At 49.5% G+C, this 13,629-nt stretch carries 16 protein-coding genes; 13 read left to right on the top strand and 3 right to left on the bottom strand.

Annotation, left to right across the window (positions count from 1 at the left end; all coding sequences use genetic code 11):
• Positions 1–6 precede the first annotated feature (6 nt).
• A complete protein-coding gene (gene ydfG / locus LVQ76_RS04150; protein WP_232863572.1) occupies positions 7–756 on the top strand; it encodes a bifunctional NADP-dependent 3-hydroxy acid dehydrogenase/3-hydroxypropionate dehydrogenase YdfG in 750 nt (249 codons plus the stop codon).
• Positions 757–852: 96 nt separating this feature from the next.
• On the top strand, positions 853–1,539 hold the full coding sequence (locus LVQ76_RS04145) for a GntR family transcriptional regulator (RefSeq protein WP_064511730.1): 687 nt from the start codon (positions 853–855) through the stop codon (positions 1,537–1,539).
• Positions 1,540–1,577: 38 nt separating this feature from the next.
• On the opposite strand, the gene LVQ76_RS04140 is transcribed toward LVQ76_RS04145, so the two are convergent.
• Both LVQ76_RS04140 and LVQ76_RS04135 read right to left on the bottom strand, forming a co-directional pair.
• Positions 1,578–3,029 carry a mannitol dehydrogenase family protein gene (locus tag LVQ76_RS04140; protein ID WP_232863571.1) on the bottom strand — a complete coding sequence of 484 codons (1,452 nt, stop codon included), beginning with the start codon at positions 3,027–3,029 and terminating at the stop codon, positions 1,578–1,580.
• Between the two features lie 225 nt (positions 3,030–3,254).
• Positions 3,255–3,581: a YnfA family protein gene (locus LVQ76_RS04135; protein ID WP_232863570.1), complete on the bottom strand. Its 327-nt coding sequence runs from the start codon at positions 3,579–3,581 to the stop codon at positions 3,255–3,257.
• Between the two features lie 110 nt (positions 3,582–3,691).
• Between LVQ76_RS04135 and LVQ76_RS04130 the strand changes: the two genes are divergently transcribed.
• Both LVQ76_RS04130 and speG read left to right on the top strand, forming a co-directional pair.
• On the top strand, positions 3,692–4,042 hold the full coding sequence (locus LVQ76_RS04130; protein ID WP_134182297.1) for a DUF1283 family protein: 351 nt from the start codon (positions 3,692–3,694) through the stop codon (positions 4,040–4,042).
• A gap of 63 nt (positions 4,043–4,105) precedes the next feature.
• On the top strand, positions 4,106–4,663 hold the full coding sequence (gene speG, locus LVQ76_RS04125; RefSeq protein WP_232863569.1) for a spermidine N1-acetyltransferase: 558 nt from the start codon (positions 4,106–4,108) through the stop codon (positions 4,661–4,663).
• A 47-nt stretch (positions 4,664–4,710) separates the two neighbouring features.
• Here speG and LVQ76_RS04120 read toward each other — a convergent pair whose 3' ends face one another.
• Positions 4,711–5,751 (bottom strand): oxidoreductase, encoded by a 1,041-nt coding sequence (locus tag LVQ76_RS04120; protein ID WP_232863568.1) that lies wholly within the window; start codon positions 5,749–5,751, stop codon positions 4,711–4,713.
• A 280-nt stretch (positions 5,752–6,031) separates the two neighbouring features.
• Here LVQ76_RS04120 and ydgT point away from each other — a divergent pair, with 280 nt between their 5' ends.
• The 9 genes from ydgT to nth all read left to right on the top strand — a co-directional run bounded on the left by ydgT (position 6,032) and on the right by nth (position 13,096).
• Positions 6,032–6,247, top strand: coding sequence for a transcription modulator YdgT (gene ydgT / locus LVQ76_RS04115; protein WP_134182293.1), 216 nt, complete (start codon positions 6,032–6,034; stop codon positions 6,245–6,247).
• A 92-nt stretch (positions 6,248–6,339) separates the two neighbouring features.
• Positions 6,340–6,792, top strand: coding sequence for a DUF2569 domain-containing protein (locus LVQ76_RS04110; protein WP_232903449.1), 453 nt, complete (start codon positions 6,340–6,342; stop codon positions 6,790–6,792).
• Positions 6,793–6,882: 90 nt separating this feature from the next.
• A complete protein-coding gene (gene rsxA, locus LVQ76_RS04105; protein WP_034455395.1) occupies positions 6,883–7,464 on the top strand; it encodes an electron transport complex subunit RsxA in 582 nt (193 codons plus the stop codon).
• Positions 7,464–8,042: an electron transport complex subunit RsxB gene (gene rsxB / locus LVQ76_RS04100; RefSeq protein WP_064511743.1), complete on the top strand. Its 579-nt coding sequence runs from the start codon at positions 7,464–7,466 to the stop codon at positions 8,040–8,042. The genes rsxA and rsxB overlap by 1 nt, the downstream gene beginning before the upstream one ends.
• Positions 8,035–10,092: an electron transport complex subunit RsxC gene (rsxC, locus tag LVQ76_RS04095; protein ID WP_232921059.1), complete on the top strand. Its 2,058-nt coding sequence runs from the start codon at positions 8,035–8,037 to the stop codon at positions 10,090–10,092. The genes rsxB and rsxC overlap by 8 nt, the downstream gene beginning before the upstream one ends.
• Positions 10,093–11,142, top strand: a complete 1,050-nt coding sequence (rsxD, locus tag LVQ76_RS04090; RefSeq protein ID WP_151995875.1) for an electron transport complex subunit RsxD — start codon at positions 10,093–10,095, stop codon at positions 11,140–11,142.
• Between the two features lie 9 nt (positions 11,143–11,151).
• Complete coding sequence (rsxG, locus tag LVQ76_RS04085) at positions 11,152–11,778, top strand: electron transport complex subunit RsxG (RefSeq protein ID WP_232921058.1); 627 nt, start codon at positions 11,152–11,154, stop codon at positions 11,776–11,778.
• Positions 11,775–12,464 (top strand): electron transport complex subunit E, encoded by a 690-nt coding sequence (locus tag LVQ76_RS04080; RefSeq protein WP_232863564.1) that lies wholly within the window; start codon positions 11,775–11,777, stop codon positions 12,462–12,464. The genes rsxG and LVQ76_RS04080 overlap by 4 nt, the downstream gene beginning before the upstream one ends.
• Positions 12,461–13,096: an endonuclease III gene (nth, locus tag LVQ76_RS04075; protein ID WP_151995872.1), complete on the top strand. Its 636-nt coding sequence runs from the start codon at positions 12,461–12,463 to the stop codon at positions 13,094–13,096. Before LVQ76_RS04080 ends, nth begins: the two co-directional genes overlap by 4 nt.
• Positions 13,097–13,629 lie beyond the last annotated feature (533 nt).

Raw genomic sequence — 13,629 nt, 5'->3', positions numbered from 1 at the left:
AGTGAGATGATTATTCTGGTAACCGGCGCCACTGCCGGATTTGGTGAGAGTATTACCCGTCGTTTCGTGCAACAGGGCCATAAAGTGATTGCCACTGGTCGCCGTCATGAACGTCTACAAGAGCTTAAAGAAGAACTGGGCGATAGCATCATTACGCTGCAACTTGATGTTCGTAATCGCGCGGCTATCGAACAAGCGATGGAGCAGTTGCCTGCCGAATGGCGCAATATCGATGTTCTGGTCAACAATGCAGGTCTGGCGCTGGGCATGGAGCCTGCACACAAAGCCGACCCGGATGACTGGGAAACGATGATCGATACCAATAATAAAGGTTTGGTCTATATGACTCGCGCCGTGCTGCCTGGCATGGTTGAGCGTAATCGTGGTCATATCATCAATATCGGCTCTACCGCAGGTAGCTGGCCATATGCCGGTGGCAACGTCTATGGCGCGACTAAAGCGTTCGTACGCCAGTTCAGCCTGAACCTGCGTGCAGATCTGCATAAAACTGCCATCCGCGTGACGGATATTGAACCGGGTCTGGTGGGTGGTACTGAGTTTTCTAACGTGCGGTTCAAAGGCGATGACGGCAAGGTTGAAAAAACCTACGAAAATGCCAACGCACTGACCGCAGAAGATGTCACTGAAGCTGTCTGGTGGGTTGCCACTCTACCAAAGCACGTCAACATCAACACGCTTGAGATGATGCCTGTTAGCCAGTCGTTTGCAGGACTTAGTGTTCACCGCGAAGGTTAATCACCCAGCCCATACCCACAACGCTCTTCTGGGTATGGGCGATCGTACAAATAAATGTTAAATTTGCACGGCTCATCAACGATAAGAAAAAAATTCATGTCACCGTCAAACTTGCTCAACCCCACACAACCTGTAAACCAACAAATCTACCGCATTTTGCGTCGTGATATTGTTCGTTGCTTAATACCGCCTGGAACGCCCCTTTCTGAAAAAGAAGTGTCAATACGTTTTGAAGTATCGCGCCAACCGGTGCGCGAAGCCTTTATTAAACTGGCAGAAACCGGGCTGGTACAAATTCGCCCGCAGCGTGGCACTTATGTTAATAAAATTTCTGTAAACCAGGTAAAGAATGGTTGTTTCGTCCGTGAAGCAATTGAACGTGCCGTGGTGAAACGTGCAGCGAGTATGGCCACAGATGAACATCTGTATATGCTTGAGCAGTTATTGAACCAGCAACGAACCGCCATTGATCGCAATCAGATGGATGATTTTTTCCAGTTGGACGATGAGTTCCATCAGCAATTAGCTCTGGTCGCCGATTGCAGCCTGGCGTGGGACACCGTCGAAAATATCAAAGCGACCATGGACCGTGTGCGTTATATGAGCCTTGATCACGTCACACCACCGGAAATGTTGCTTTCACAGCATCACGATATTTTTGAGGCACTTAAACGCAAAGATGAAGAGAGTGTGGATCAGGCGATGCATCGCCATCTGCATGAGATAAGCCAGTCAATATTGTTGATTCGCAAAGAAAAGCGCGACTGGTTTAGTGAAGAGTAATATCTCGCCCGTTGCCGGGCGAGTTTAGAGCTTTATATTTAGAACTTAGCAACCGTCGCTTTCGCGCCGTTTTCACGCAGTGCCAGATAAGTTTCAGTAACCTGGGCTACGAATTTCTCGTTAGCAGGTAAATCTTCACCAAAGATTGTTTTTAGCCCCAGCAGAGCTTTAACACGGGTTTCCCCTTCCTGGCTCGCGCTAACCGCTTGCTCGATTGTAGAAAGCAGCGGGTCACTGACTTCGATTGTATTGCCCTGCTCGTCAACACCGCCAACGTAACGCATCCAACCTGCAACACCCAGTGCCAGCAGATCAAATTTGCTGCCGTTCGCCAAATGCCAGCGAATGGAGTCTAACCAGCGCTGTGGCAGTTTCTGGCTACCATCCATGGCGATTTGCCAGGTACGGTGGCGCAGTGCTGGGTTGGTATAACGTGCAATCAATGAATCGGCATATTTCGCCAGATCAACACCCTGCACTTTCAGAGTTGGCGCTTGTTCTTGCAGCATTAATGCGTGCGCAGTGCGACGATAGTTCTCATCCAGCATGCATTCAGAAATATGCTGATAACCCGCCAGGTAGCCGAGGTATGCCAGGAATGAGTGGCTACCGTTCAACATGCGCAGTTTCATTTCTTCGTATGGCAGAACATCTTTAACCAGTTCAGCACCGGCTTTTTCCCACTCAGGACGACCCGCGACGAAGTTATCTTCGATGACCCACTGGCGGAATGGTTCGCATGCGATTGCCACAGGGTCAGCTACACCCGTCGCTTTTGCTACTTGCTCCAGTGTTTCTGCAGTCGCAGCCGGAACGATACGGTCAACCATGGTGGATGGGAATGTTACGTGAGTTTCAATCCACGCCGCCAGCTCTGGGTTAATTGCCTGAGCGTATGCGGTGATAACGTTACGGGTTACGTGGCCGTTTTCTGGCATGTTATCGCACGACATCACGCTAAATGCAGGCAGGCCTGCCGCTTTACGACGAGCCAGCGCTTCAACAATTACACCCGGCGCAGATTTCGGCTGCTGCGGATTGGCCAGGTCGTGTGCAATTAATGGATGATCCAGCAAGATAGTGCCGGTTGCCGGAGTATGGCAGTAGCCTTTTTCAGTCACGGTTAATGAGACAATCGCAACTTCAGGTTGAGTCATTGCGGTAAATACCGCTTCCAGGCCATCAACCTGAGCGTGAATGGCATCTTTCACCACACCTACAACGCGGCAATGCCATGCGTCGGCTGACATTTCAGCCACGCTATAAAGGTTGTCTTGCTGTTTCAAATCAGCAATTTGCTGTTCGCCACCAATCAGGTTGACTTCGCAGTAACCCCAATCGCTACCATGTTCATTTGCCAGGATATCGGCGTAAACCGCCTGATGAGCGCGATGGAATGCACCGAATCCAAGATGAACGATACGGGATACCAGTTTGCTACGGTCGTATTGTGGGAGAATAGCTTTTGCAGATAAGAGCTTGTTTTCCATTTTAAAACTCGCTGAGTAGTGAACTTGGGGACTGCCACAGACTACCTGACATGGTAGTCTGCATATTGATTTGCATTAAACTTTAGTGCTTTTGGTATGACACGAAAATTAAAGTTGTATAACAGCTCTTTTTTATGTGTTCATACCGGCAGTCCCTTTACTACCCGCTACGCTTTTGATGTTTCCGCAGCCTCTTCAATAAATGTGTTTAGAAGAGAGGACTAATCAGCCCCGGCTCCAGCCAGCAACAATGATCAACATGCCGCAGAATGCGACTGTGGCACCTATCCAGTCATAAGTACTTAACTTGACGCCATCCACCCAACGTAACCACAGCAAAGCGGTCACAACGTACACCCCGCCGTATGCGGCATAAACGCGCCCACTGGCAGCTGGGTGTAGGGTTAATAACCAGACAAATACCGCAAGGGAGAAGGCGGCGGGGATCAGCAATAGTGGGGAACCTTCGCGCTTTAACCACAGCCACGGTAAAAAGCAGCCGATGATTTCAGCAAGAGCTGTGGCAAAAAAAAGCACGGTTGTTTTGATCATATTGAACAATCTCTGGGATAATGAGGTCAATAATGGGTCGTCTGGTACGTACCCCACTCCATAATTTATTTACTTTAATAAGTCGGGCTTCACCCTAAAAGGAAACAGCAATGAACACAATCCTTCGCAAACGTCTCACCATGGCAACACTGCCGTTGGCGTTGCTGCTGAGTGCATTTGCGTTTGTTCAACCACTCCATGCTCAGACCAATAAGCTGATCATTGAATCTGGTGACAATGCGCAGACTCGCCAGGATGCGGCGATGGACAAAGAGCAATGGAATGACACACGCTCTCTGCGCCAAAAAGTGAACAAACGCGCCGAAAAAGAGTGGGACAAAACCGACACGGCTTTTGATGCCCGCGATAATTGCCAGAAAAGTGCTAACGTTAACGCTTACTGGGAACCTAACACCCTACGTTGCCTGGACCGTCGAACTGGTCGAACTGTCGCACCGTAATTTTGTACTGTTACCCAATAAGGCTTCTTAACAGGAGCCTTATTCACTTTGAAAGGAATTCAAATGAGCCACGATCTACAAATCAAGCTTCGCCCACTTGAGCGCGAAGATCTCCGCTTCGTCCATCAACTGGACAACAACGCAAGCGTGATGCGCTATTGGTTTGAAGAGCCTTATGAAGCGTTTGTCGAGCTGTCGGACCTTTATGACAAACATATTCACGATCAAAGTGAGCGTCGTTTTGTTATCGAGTGTAACGGCGAAAAAGCAGGCCTGGTTGAACTGGTAGAAATTAACCACGTTCACCGCCGCGCTGAATTCCAGATAATTATTTCTCCTGACTATCAGGGCAAAGGCCTGGCATCGCGCGCCGCAAAACTTGCAATGGATTATGGGTTTATGGTGTTAAACCTGTACAAGCTCTATTTGATTGTCGATAAAGAAAATGAAAAAGCCGTGCATATATATAAGAAGCTGGGCTTTATGGTGGAAGGTGAATTAATCCATGAATTCTTTATCAATGGCGAATACCGCAACACAATTCGTATGTGTATTTTCCAGCATCAATATCTGGCGGAACACAAAAGTAGTGGCACGATTTTAAAACCGACTGCGCAGTAATCAATGTGGTGGATGTCGCTTACGCTAATCCACCCTACAAATCCCTGTTACGCCAGATTCAACGTAGCGCGGTGTTTCGCAGATTCCATACCCAGCTCGATCATTTCCATGACTTGAATCGCCTGTGCCGCAGGTACCGGGTTCTCTCCGTGTCCGGTCAATGCATCACGAATCCCGGCATAATAAGCCGGATAATTACCCGGGACCGTCAGCAAGGTTTGCTCGGTCATAACCTCACCCTGCGCTAACGTTAATACGCCATCACGCATATCGTAGCCCCAATCCTCTTGTGGCAAACGTTCGCCAGATTTGAGGCGATCTTCCTGCGGATCCAAACCATATTTGATATAGCTGCCGCGCGTACCATGGACGATATAACGAGCGGTTTCTGCCGCAGCAAGCAACGTGCCATGCAGCACGACACGACGCTGTGGATAGGCCAGCACAGCATGGAAGTAGTCTGTCGCTTGCGCGCCTGGACGCAACTGACCTAAATCCACCGTCAGACTAACCGGTAGCCCGAAAAGATTCAGCGCCTGGTCGATAAGATGTGGCCCTAAATCGTACCAAATCCCGCTCCCCACACCGGCCTGCTCACGCCAGCGGTTGCGCACCTGTGGGCGGTAGCGGTCAAAATGCGACTCAAAGTACGCGACCTCACCTAGCGTCCCATCTGCCAGTAACGTTTTCAGCGTTAAGAAATCGCTGTCCCAGCGGCGATTATGGAACACTGAAAGCAGTAAACCGCAGCTTTTAGCCAGCGCATCAAGCTCACGAGCTTGTGACAACGTCACGGTAAAGGGTTTATCGACAACGACATGCTTACCCGCTTCCAGCGCTGCTTTAGCCAGTGGGAAGTGCGTATCGTTTGGGGTCGGAATAACAATTAAATCGATATTTGGGTCATTAAACAGATGATGAGGATCAGAGACTACCGGCATATTTGGCCAGTCAGCATGAACTTTCGTGGCATCGCTGCTGGAAACACCGGCCAGAACCATACCCGGCGTGCCCACAATTAAGGGGGCATGAAACGTCTTGCTGGCATAACCGTAACCGATTAATCCGACACGAATGTTATCACTCATTTTCTTTCCTCAAATTTTTGGACAACCTATTGGATACTATCCTGGGGATTGTAACAACAGGTAATTATATTGTTGCGTTCTGGTTGCGCATTCATCAGACAACCGTCTTGTAGCCAGCGCTCTTGGGCATCAGTTATGTCACTTACCTGCTCATGAAAACTCCTAAAAAATCAATCATGAGCATTAGGTTATATATATGAATAAGCATTTCCGTTTATTATTCACGCACACCCTACGCACAGCGTGCCCTGGTCATTTACTGCATGGATAACTACACCTCATGACTGCTCTCGATTATTTAATGAAGTTTCGTAAAATCAGCTCGCCTGAAAGCCTTGAAAAACTCTTCGACCATCTTAATTACACTCTGACTGATGATACTGACCTGATGAATATGTATCGCGCGGCCGATCACCGTCGTGCTGAATTAGTTTCTGGTGGGCGGCTGTTTGATTTAGGTTGTGTCCCAAAATCCGTCTGGCGATATGTTGTCTAGTGCCGCGACGGTAGCAAAGTGTTGAAAAAACCTTATAATCCCCCCGCCTTATGAATCGCATAAGGAAAGTCTTATTATTTTCGGGAGGAAACATGGCGACTACCCAAGTCCCTACGCAGGCACCACGTATTGCAGGCTGGCTCCTGGCCCCTCTCGCATGGCTATTAATGACCTTACTCAGCAGCAGTATTGCTCTGGCCATTTATCTTATGATGCTTATCTCCCCAGAAAGCCATCGACTTATGAGCGCACAAGGCCCCAAAATGGTCGTGCTCTGGTACACCTCTATCGCCTGTGCGATTGCCATGTGGGGTTATACCGTGTGGTTGACTATTGCCTTCTTCAAACGCCGTAAGAATGTGGTACGTCATTATATTCTTTGGTTATTGCTGTCTGTGTTGTTGGCGATTAAAACCTTCGCGTTTTCCCCAGTGAGTGACGATCTGGCATTACGTCAGCTGATGTTCCCTCTGTTGGCTGCAGCCTTGCTGGTTCCTTACCTCAAGCGCTCGCAACGCGTTAAGCAAACATTTATTAAGCCTTAACTACGCTGTAATAACCCTATAAACGCCCAGTTGTCGTCATCTTGCGGTTAGACGATAATAGGCGGCTTTTTTTTGTTTCAGGTCTCATTCATGACAGATTATCTGCTGCTCTTTGTTGGTACGGTTCTGGTCAATAACTTCGTATTAGTGAAGTTTCTTGGCCTGTGTCCGTTTATGGGCGTTTCCAAAAAACTGGAGACGGCTATTGGCATGGGGCTGGCGACCACTTTTGTACTGACTCTGGCGTCAATTTGCGCATGGCTGGTCAATGAGTTGATCCTTATTCCTCTTGATCTGGTCTATCTGCGCACCCTGGCGTTTATTCTGGTGATTGCAGTCGTCGTGCAATTTACCGAAATGGTGGTGCGTAAAACCAGCCCGGCGCTCTATCGCCTGTTGGGTATCTTTTTACCGCTAATCACCACTAATTGCGCGGTACTTGGTGTTGCGTTGCTAAATATCAATCTCGGTCATAACTTCCTGCAATCGGCACTCTACGGTTTTTCAGCAGCGGTAGGCTTCTCACTGGTAATGGTGCTGTTTGCTGCGATTCGCGAACGCCTTGCGGTAGCCGATGTTCCTGCACCTTTTCGTGGTAATGCCATCGCGCTTATCACCGCAGGCTTAATGTCTCTGGCGTTTATGGGCTTTAGCGGATTGGTGAAGTTCTGATGAGTACGATTTGGATTGCTGTGGTTGCTCTGGGCCTGTTAGGCCTGATATTTGGGCTTATCCTGGGTTATGCCTCGCGCCGCTTTCAGGTCCAGGAAGACCCTATTGTTGATAAAATCGATGAATTGCTGCCACAAAGCCAGTGCGGGCAATGCGGCTACCCGGGTTGCCGTCCTTATGCGGAAGCTGTCGGCAATCAAGGATCGAAAATCAATCTGTGCGCCCCCGGTGGCGAAGCCGTGATGCTAAAGATCGCCACGTTGCTTAACGTCGACCCGCAGCCGATTGAAGGCGATGCAGTAGCCCAGGAGCCTGTGCGCATGTTGGCGGTTATCGACGAACCCAACTGTATTGGCTGCACAAAATGTATTCAGGCCTGCCCGGTAGATGCCATTGTTGGCGCGACCCGCGCAATGCATACCGTTATTAGTGACCTTTGCACCGGATGCAATTTATGTGTCGACCCATGTCCTACGCGCTGTATTGAGCTGCGACCGGTCGAAACCACCACAGAAAGCTGGAAGTGGGATCTGCAAACAATCCCGGTTCGTATCATTCCGGTGGAGCAACATGCTTAAGTTATTTACCCGTTTTAAAAAAGATAAAATCTGGGATTTCGATGGTGGCATTCACCCACCAGAAATGAAAACTCAGTCCAACGGCACGCCACTGCGCCAGGTTCCGTTACCGCAAAAACTGGTTATTCCTTTGAAGCAGCATATTGGTGCTGAAGGCGAACTGTGCGTAAAACCTGGCGATTATGTGTTACGAGGGCAACCTTTGACTCGTGGGCGTGGCCGTATGTTACCTGTTCACGCACCGACATCCGGTACCGTAACTGCCATTACCCCCCACTCCACTGCCCATCCTTCTGCGCTGGCGGAACTAAGCGTTATGATTGAAGCCGATGGTGAAGATAAGTGGATTGAGCGTGATGGCTGGCAGGACTACACCTCCCGCAGTCGCGATGAGTTGATTACCCGCATTCACCAGTTTGGTGTTGCAGGCTTAGGTGGTGCAGGTTTCCCGACCGGCAACAAATTACAAGGCGGTGGCGATAAAATCGACACGCTGATTATCAATGCTGCCGAGTGTGAACCTTACATCACTGCCGATGACCGCCTGATGCAGGATTGCGCTGCGCAAATCATCGATGGTGTGCGAATTCTTGCGCATATTCTGCAACCCCAGCGCGTGTTAATCGGTATTGAAGATAATAAACCGCAGGCGATTTCTATGCTGCGTGCAGTGCTTTGCAATACACAGGGTATTGAACTGCGGGTGATCCCAACCAAATACCCGTCCGGTGGTGCCAAGCAACTGACGCAAATTCTGACGGGTAAGCAGGTTCCACAAGGTGGTCGTTCTTCCGATATCGGTGTACTGATGCAAAACGTCGGTACTGCGTTTGCGGTAAAGCGCGCCATTATAGACGGCGAGCCATTAACCGAGCGCGTGGTGACGTTAACTGGCGGCGCAGTTCAACAGCCAGGTAATGTCTGGGCACGACTGGGGACCCCTGTTCGTCATCTGCTCGACTTTGCCGGATTCCGTCCGGGGCACGATCAGCAAGTGATTATGGGTGGCCCACTAATGGGCTTTAGCCTGCCGTGGCTCGATGTGCCGGTCGTCAAAATCACCAACTGTTTGCTGGCACCGAACGCCAATGAAATGGGTGAACCGCAGGAAGAACAGGGTTGCATTCGTTGTAGCGCCTGTGCTGACTCCTGTCCGGCAGATTTGTTACCGCAACAACTTTACTGGTTCAGCCGGGGGCAGCAGCACGATAAAGCCCAGGCCCATAATCTTAAAGACTGTATTGAATGCGGCGCTTGTGCCTACGTCTGCCCCAGCAATATTCCGCTAGTGCAGTATTTCCGCCAGGAAAAAGCGGAGATCCGCGAAATTGAGCTGGAAGCCAAACGTACAGCTGAAGCAAAAGTTCGCTTTGAAGCTCGTCAGGCTCGTCTTGAGCGCGAAAAGGCTGCTCGTCTTGAACGCCATAAGCAGGCTGCTGTTCAACCGACAGCGAAAGATAATGATGCTATTCAGGCGGCCCTTGCCCGAGTGAAAAATAAAAAAGCTCAGGGTAGTGAGCCAATTGTTATTAAGCCGGGTAGCTTGCCTGATAACCAGCAAGTGATTGCGGCGCGTGAAGCGCGCAAAGCGCAAGCTCGGGCTCGTCAGGCTGAAAAAGAAGCGCAAGACAGCGCGAGCTCGGACCCTCGCAAAGCGGCGGTTGAAGCCGCTATTGCCCGTGCCAAAGCCCGTAAAGCAGCGCAAGCACATGAATCGGCTGCAGATACTAAAGCGGCTGAAGTCGAAACCATCGACCCACGCAAAGCAGCTGTTGAAGCAGCTATTGCCCGTGCCAAAGCCCGCAAAGCAGTGCAAGCTCAAGAATCGGCTGCAGATGCTGAAGCGGCTGAAGTCGAAACCATCGACCCACGCAAAGCGGCGGTTGAAGCAGCTATTGCCCGAGCCAAAGCCCGTAAAGCGGCCCAGGCTGAACAACAATCTGTAGAAACACCTGCCGAAGAACAAGATCCGCGCAAAGCCGCAGTGGCCGCCGCGATTGCCCGTGTTCAGGCACGTAAAGCTGCGCTTCAAATGGCATCAGAGGAATAGATGGTTTTCAAGATAGCAAGCTCCCCTTATACCCATAACCAGCGCAGCACCTCACAGATTATGTTGCTGGTGACCTGGGCCACGTTGCCTGGAATGGCAATGCTTTGGTATTGGTTCGGCTGGGGTAGCCTGGTGCAAATAGCATTAGGCATTCTGACCGCAGTTGCTGCAGAACTGTTGGTACTTAAACTTCGCAAACAACCACTGAGAATCCTCGGTGACAATTCTGCCGCATTAACCGGTCTGCTATTAGGGATGAGCATTCCACCTTTTGCTCCGTGGTGGATGGTAGTACTTGGAACCGTTTTTGCGGTTATTATCGCAAAACAATTGTATGGCGGACTTGGTCACAACCCATTTAACCCGGCAATGGTCGGGTATGTCGTACTGCTGATTGCCTTCCCGGTGCAAATGACATCCTGGTTACCGCCACACACACTGGCCGCTACGGTTCCCGGCTTTGCTGATTCGCTGCACGTTATTTTCTCCGGCTCCACTCTGGCTGGTGACACTATGACGCAATTGCGCATGGGTATTGATGGGATAAGTCAGGCAACACCACTGGATACCTTTAAAACAGGCTTACGCGCCGGGCATTCCGCCAACGATCTGTTACAAGAGCCAATTTATAACGGTGTCCTGGCTGGTATCGGCTGGCAATGGGTTAACCTCGCTTTCCTGGCGGGCGGCCTGTTTATGCTCCTCAAAGGTGCCATTCGTTGGCATATTCCGGTTAGTTTCCTGCTCACACTTGCCGTGTGTTCCACGCTCGGCTGGATGTTTGCTCCGGAAAAATGTGCATCTCCGCTGATTCACCTGTTCTCGGGTGCCACTATGCTAGGCGCATTTTTCATTCTCACCGACCCGGTAACGGCCTCGACCACCAATCGTGGGCGCCTGATTTTCGGTGCATTGGCCGGATTACTGGTCTGGCTGATTCGTACATTTGGTGGTTATCCGGATGGTATTGCTTTCGCCGTTTTGCTGGCAAACATCACTGTTCCGTTGATCGATTATTACACCCGCCCACGTGCTTACGGGCATCGCTAAGGAGCCGTCATGCTAAAAACGATGCAAAAACATGGCGTTACTTTGGCTCTGTTTGCGATATTGGCAACCGGACTAACTGCGGTCGTCAATGCCTTAACGAAAGACACTATCGAACAGCAAGCTGTTGCACAGCAGAAGCTATTGTTTGATCAGGTGATTTCGACCGATATCTATGACAACAATATTCAGGCCAGTTGCGTCGTCGTCAATGATTCACCGTTAGGTAAAGGCGAACGCCATATTTATGTGGCGCGTAAAAGTGAACAACCGGTTGCGGTTGTCATGGAAACCACCGCCCCTGATGGCTATTCTGGCGCCATTCAATTGCTGGTCGCGGCTGATTTTAGCGGCAAAGTGTTGGGTTCACGTGTCACTGAACATCATGAAACACCCGGCCTTGGCGATAAAATCGAAACACGTCTGAGTGATTGGATCACGCATTTTGCCGGTAAGACAATTCAAGGCAATGATGATTCAAGCTGGGCGGTAAAAAAGGATGGCGGTCAGTTTGATCAGTTTACCGGCGCGACCATTACCCCTCGCGCAGTTGTCAATGCGGTAAAACGAGCGGGATTATTCGCCAAAACACTGCCATCGCAAGTTGATAATCTTCCAGCCTGTGGAGCTCAACCATGAGCGAAGTAAAAGATATTGTCGTTCAGGGATTATGGAAAAATAACTCGGCTCTGGTGCAGTTATTAGGCCTTTGCCCACTGTTGGCGGTCACCTCTACTGCCACCAACGCCCTTGGACTGGGACTTGCGACTACGCTGGTGTTGGTATTGACCAACAGTGCCGTATCCGCCCTACGTCGTTGGGTCCCGACAGAAATTCGTATTCCAATTTATGTCATGATCATCGCCTCGGTAGTCAGTACCGTTCAGATGCTGATCAATGCCTACGCTTACGGTCTGTATCAATCGTTGGGGATTTTCATTCCATTGATTGTTACCAACTGCATCGTTATTGGTCGAGCCGAGGCGTTTGCTGCAAAAAGTAGTGTGCCGCTCGCCGCTTTGGATGGTTTAGCTATTGGTATGGGTGCCACCAGCGCAATGTTTGTTTTAGGCTCGTTGCGTGAAATCATTGGCAATGGGACCTTGTTCGACGGTGCCGATGCGCTGCTGGGTAGTTGGGCAAAAGTCCTGCGCATTGAAGTTTTCCACACTGATACCCCTTTCCTGCTGGCAATGTTGCCACCCGGTGCATTTATCGGCCTGGGTTTAATGCTGGCGGTTAAATATCTTATTGATGAAAAAATGAAAACGCGCCGCGCAGCGAAAGCTGCGGCAATGGAAGGTAATCCAGAGAAAGCGTTATGAATAAGAGTAAACGGTTAGAGATCCTCACGCGCCTGCGTGACAACAACCCTCACCCTACCACTGAGTTACAATTCAATTCTCCATTCGAATTGCTGATAGCTGTGTTGCTATCAGCTCAGGCGACGGATGTCAGCGTCAATAAGGCAACAGCGAAGCTCTACCCTGTGGCTAATACACCGCAGGCTATGTTGGATCTGGGTGTTGACGGTATTAAGTCGTACATCAGAACCATTGGCCTTTTTAACAGTAAAGCTGAGAACGTCATCAAGACATGCCGGATGTTGATTGAGCTGCATAACGGTGAGGTACCCGAAGACAGGGCGGCACTCGAAGCCCTACCAGGCGTTGGTCGCAAAACCGCGAACGTGGTGCTTAATACTGCCTTTGGATGGCCAACTATCGCCGTAGATACTCATATCTTCCGTGTATGTAACCGCACCAACTTTGCGCCTGGGAAGAACGTTGAGCAGGTCGAGGAAAAACTACTGAAAGTTGTTCCGGCAGAATTTAAAGTCGATTGCCATCACTGGCTCATTTTGCACGGCCGTTATACCTGTATAGCTCGCAAGCCGCGCTGTGGTTCGTGCATCATTGAAGATCTGTGTGAATTCAAAGAGAAAGTCGATATCTAATCCCCCTCCCACCTGCTGCGTAAGTGGCAGGTTAGGTTCATGTTCATTCCCACATCGCTGTCTGCCGTATCTAATCAATTGTTTTATTCTACGAATCATTACCGTTTCGGTTTAATCATGTGGTGAATAATCACCCCAACAGGTTAATCGTTTTTTTACGATAAGAATTTTCCATAACTATGTGACGCAGATCACACTGATAACACGGTGTTAAATTTAGGTCATCAAAATGAAACAAATAACCTCGCATTCATCAGTGATTAGCTAACTTAAGCAGTACAATAGGCTGCACAAATCTTTACACCCCACCCATATCACTACACATTAAGCCATAAAGCAGAATATATAACTAAAATGAATTTTTTTTAGCATTACCAAAGAGAATAAATCGATAAAGCGCATTTTGATAAAATTTAACGCTGAATAACAATTTGCTTTTTGGAACTTTATTCCGCGGGGGATATATGTAACAGAGTATTACAAAGCCCTTGCCTGAAGCCGCAGGATAGTGAACATTACCCGCCGTTTCCCCT

The organism is Buttiauxella cochleicola (assembly GCF_021283185.1).
GTDB classification, from domain to species: Bacteria; Pseudomonadota; Gammaproteobacteria; order Enterobacterales; family Enterobacteriaceae; genus Buttiauxella; species Buttiauxella massiliensis.
This window is presented reverse-complemented; position numbering and strand designations above follow the sequence as displayed.

Bases quoted from the DNA above. Each gene is read 5' to 3' on its own strand.
- rsxA (WP_034455395.1), top strand. From the start codon at position 6,883: ATGACAGATTATCTGCTGCTCTTTGTTGGTACGGTTCTGGTCAATAAC.
- LVQ76_RS04120 (WP_232863568.1), bottom strand. From the start codon at position 5,751: ATGAGTGATAACATTCGTGTCGGATTAATCGGTTACGGTTATGCCAGC.
- ydgT (WP_134182293.1), top strand. From the start codon at position 6,032: ATGACTGCTCTCGATTATTTAATGAAGTTTCGTAAAATCAGCTCGCCT.
- rsxC (WP_232921059.1), top strand. From the start codon at position 8,035: ATGCTTAAGTTATTTACCCGTTTTAAAAAAGATAAAATCTGGGATTTC.
- LVQ76_RS04140 (WP_232863571.1), bottom strand. From the start codon at position 3,029: ATGGAAAACAAGCTCTTATCTGCAAAAGCTATTCTCCCACAATACGAC.
- rsxD (WP_151995875.1), top strand. From the start codon at position 10,093: ATGGTTTTCAAGATAGCAAGCTCCCCTTATACCCATAACCAGCGCAGC.
- nth (WP_151995872.1), top strand. From the start codon at position 12,461: ATGAATAAGAGTAAACGGTTAGAGATCCTCACGCGCCTGCGTGACAAC.
- ydfG (WP_232863572.1), top strand. From the start codon at position 7: ATGATTATTCTGGTAACCGGCGCCACTGCCGGATTTGGTGAGAGTATT.
- LVQ76_RS04110 (WP_232903449.1), top strand. From the start codon at position 6,340: ATGGCGACTACCCAAGTCCCTACGCAGGCACCACGTATTGCAGGCTGG.
- LVQ76_RS04135 (WP_232863570.1), bottom strand. From the start codon at position 3,581: ATGATCAAAACAACCGTGCTTTTTTTTGCCACAGCTCTTGCTGAAATC.
- rsxB (WP_064511743.1), top strand. From the start codon at position 7,464: ATGAGTACGATTTGGATTGCTGTGGTTGCTCTGGGCCTGTTAGGCCTG.
- LVQ76_RS04080 (WP_232863564.1), top strand. From the start codon at position 11,775: ATGAGCGAAGTAAAAGATATTGTCGTTCAGGGATTATGGAAAAATAAC.
- LVQ76_RS04145 (WP_064511730.1), top strand. From the start codon at position 853: ATGTCACCGTCAAACTTGCTCAACCCCACACAACCTGTAAACCAACAA.
- speG (WP_232863569.1), top strand. From the start codon at position 4,106: ATGAGCCACGATCTACAAATCAAGCTTCGCCCACTTGAGCGCGAAGAT.
- rsxG (WP_232921058.1), top strand. From the start codon at position 11,152: ATGCTAAAAACGATGCAAAAACATGGCGTTACTTTGGCTCTGTTTGCG.
- LVQ76_RS04130 (WP_134182297.1), top strand. From the start codon at position 3,692: ATGAACACAATCCTTCGCAAACGTCTCACCATGGCAACACTGCCGTTG.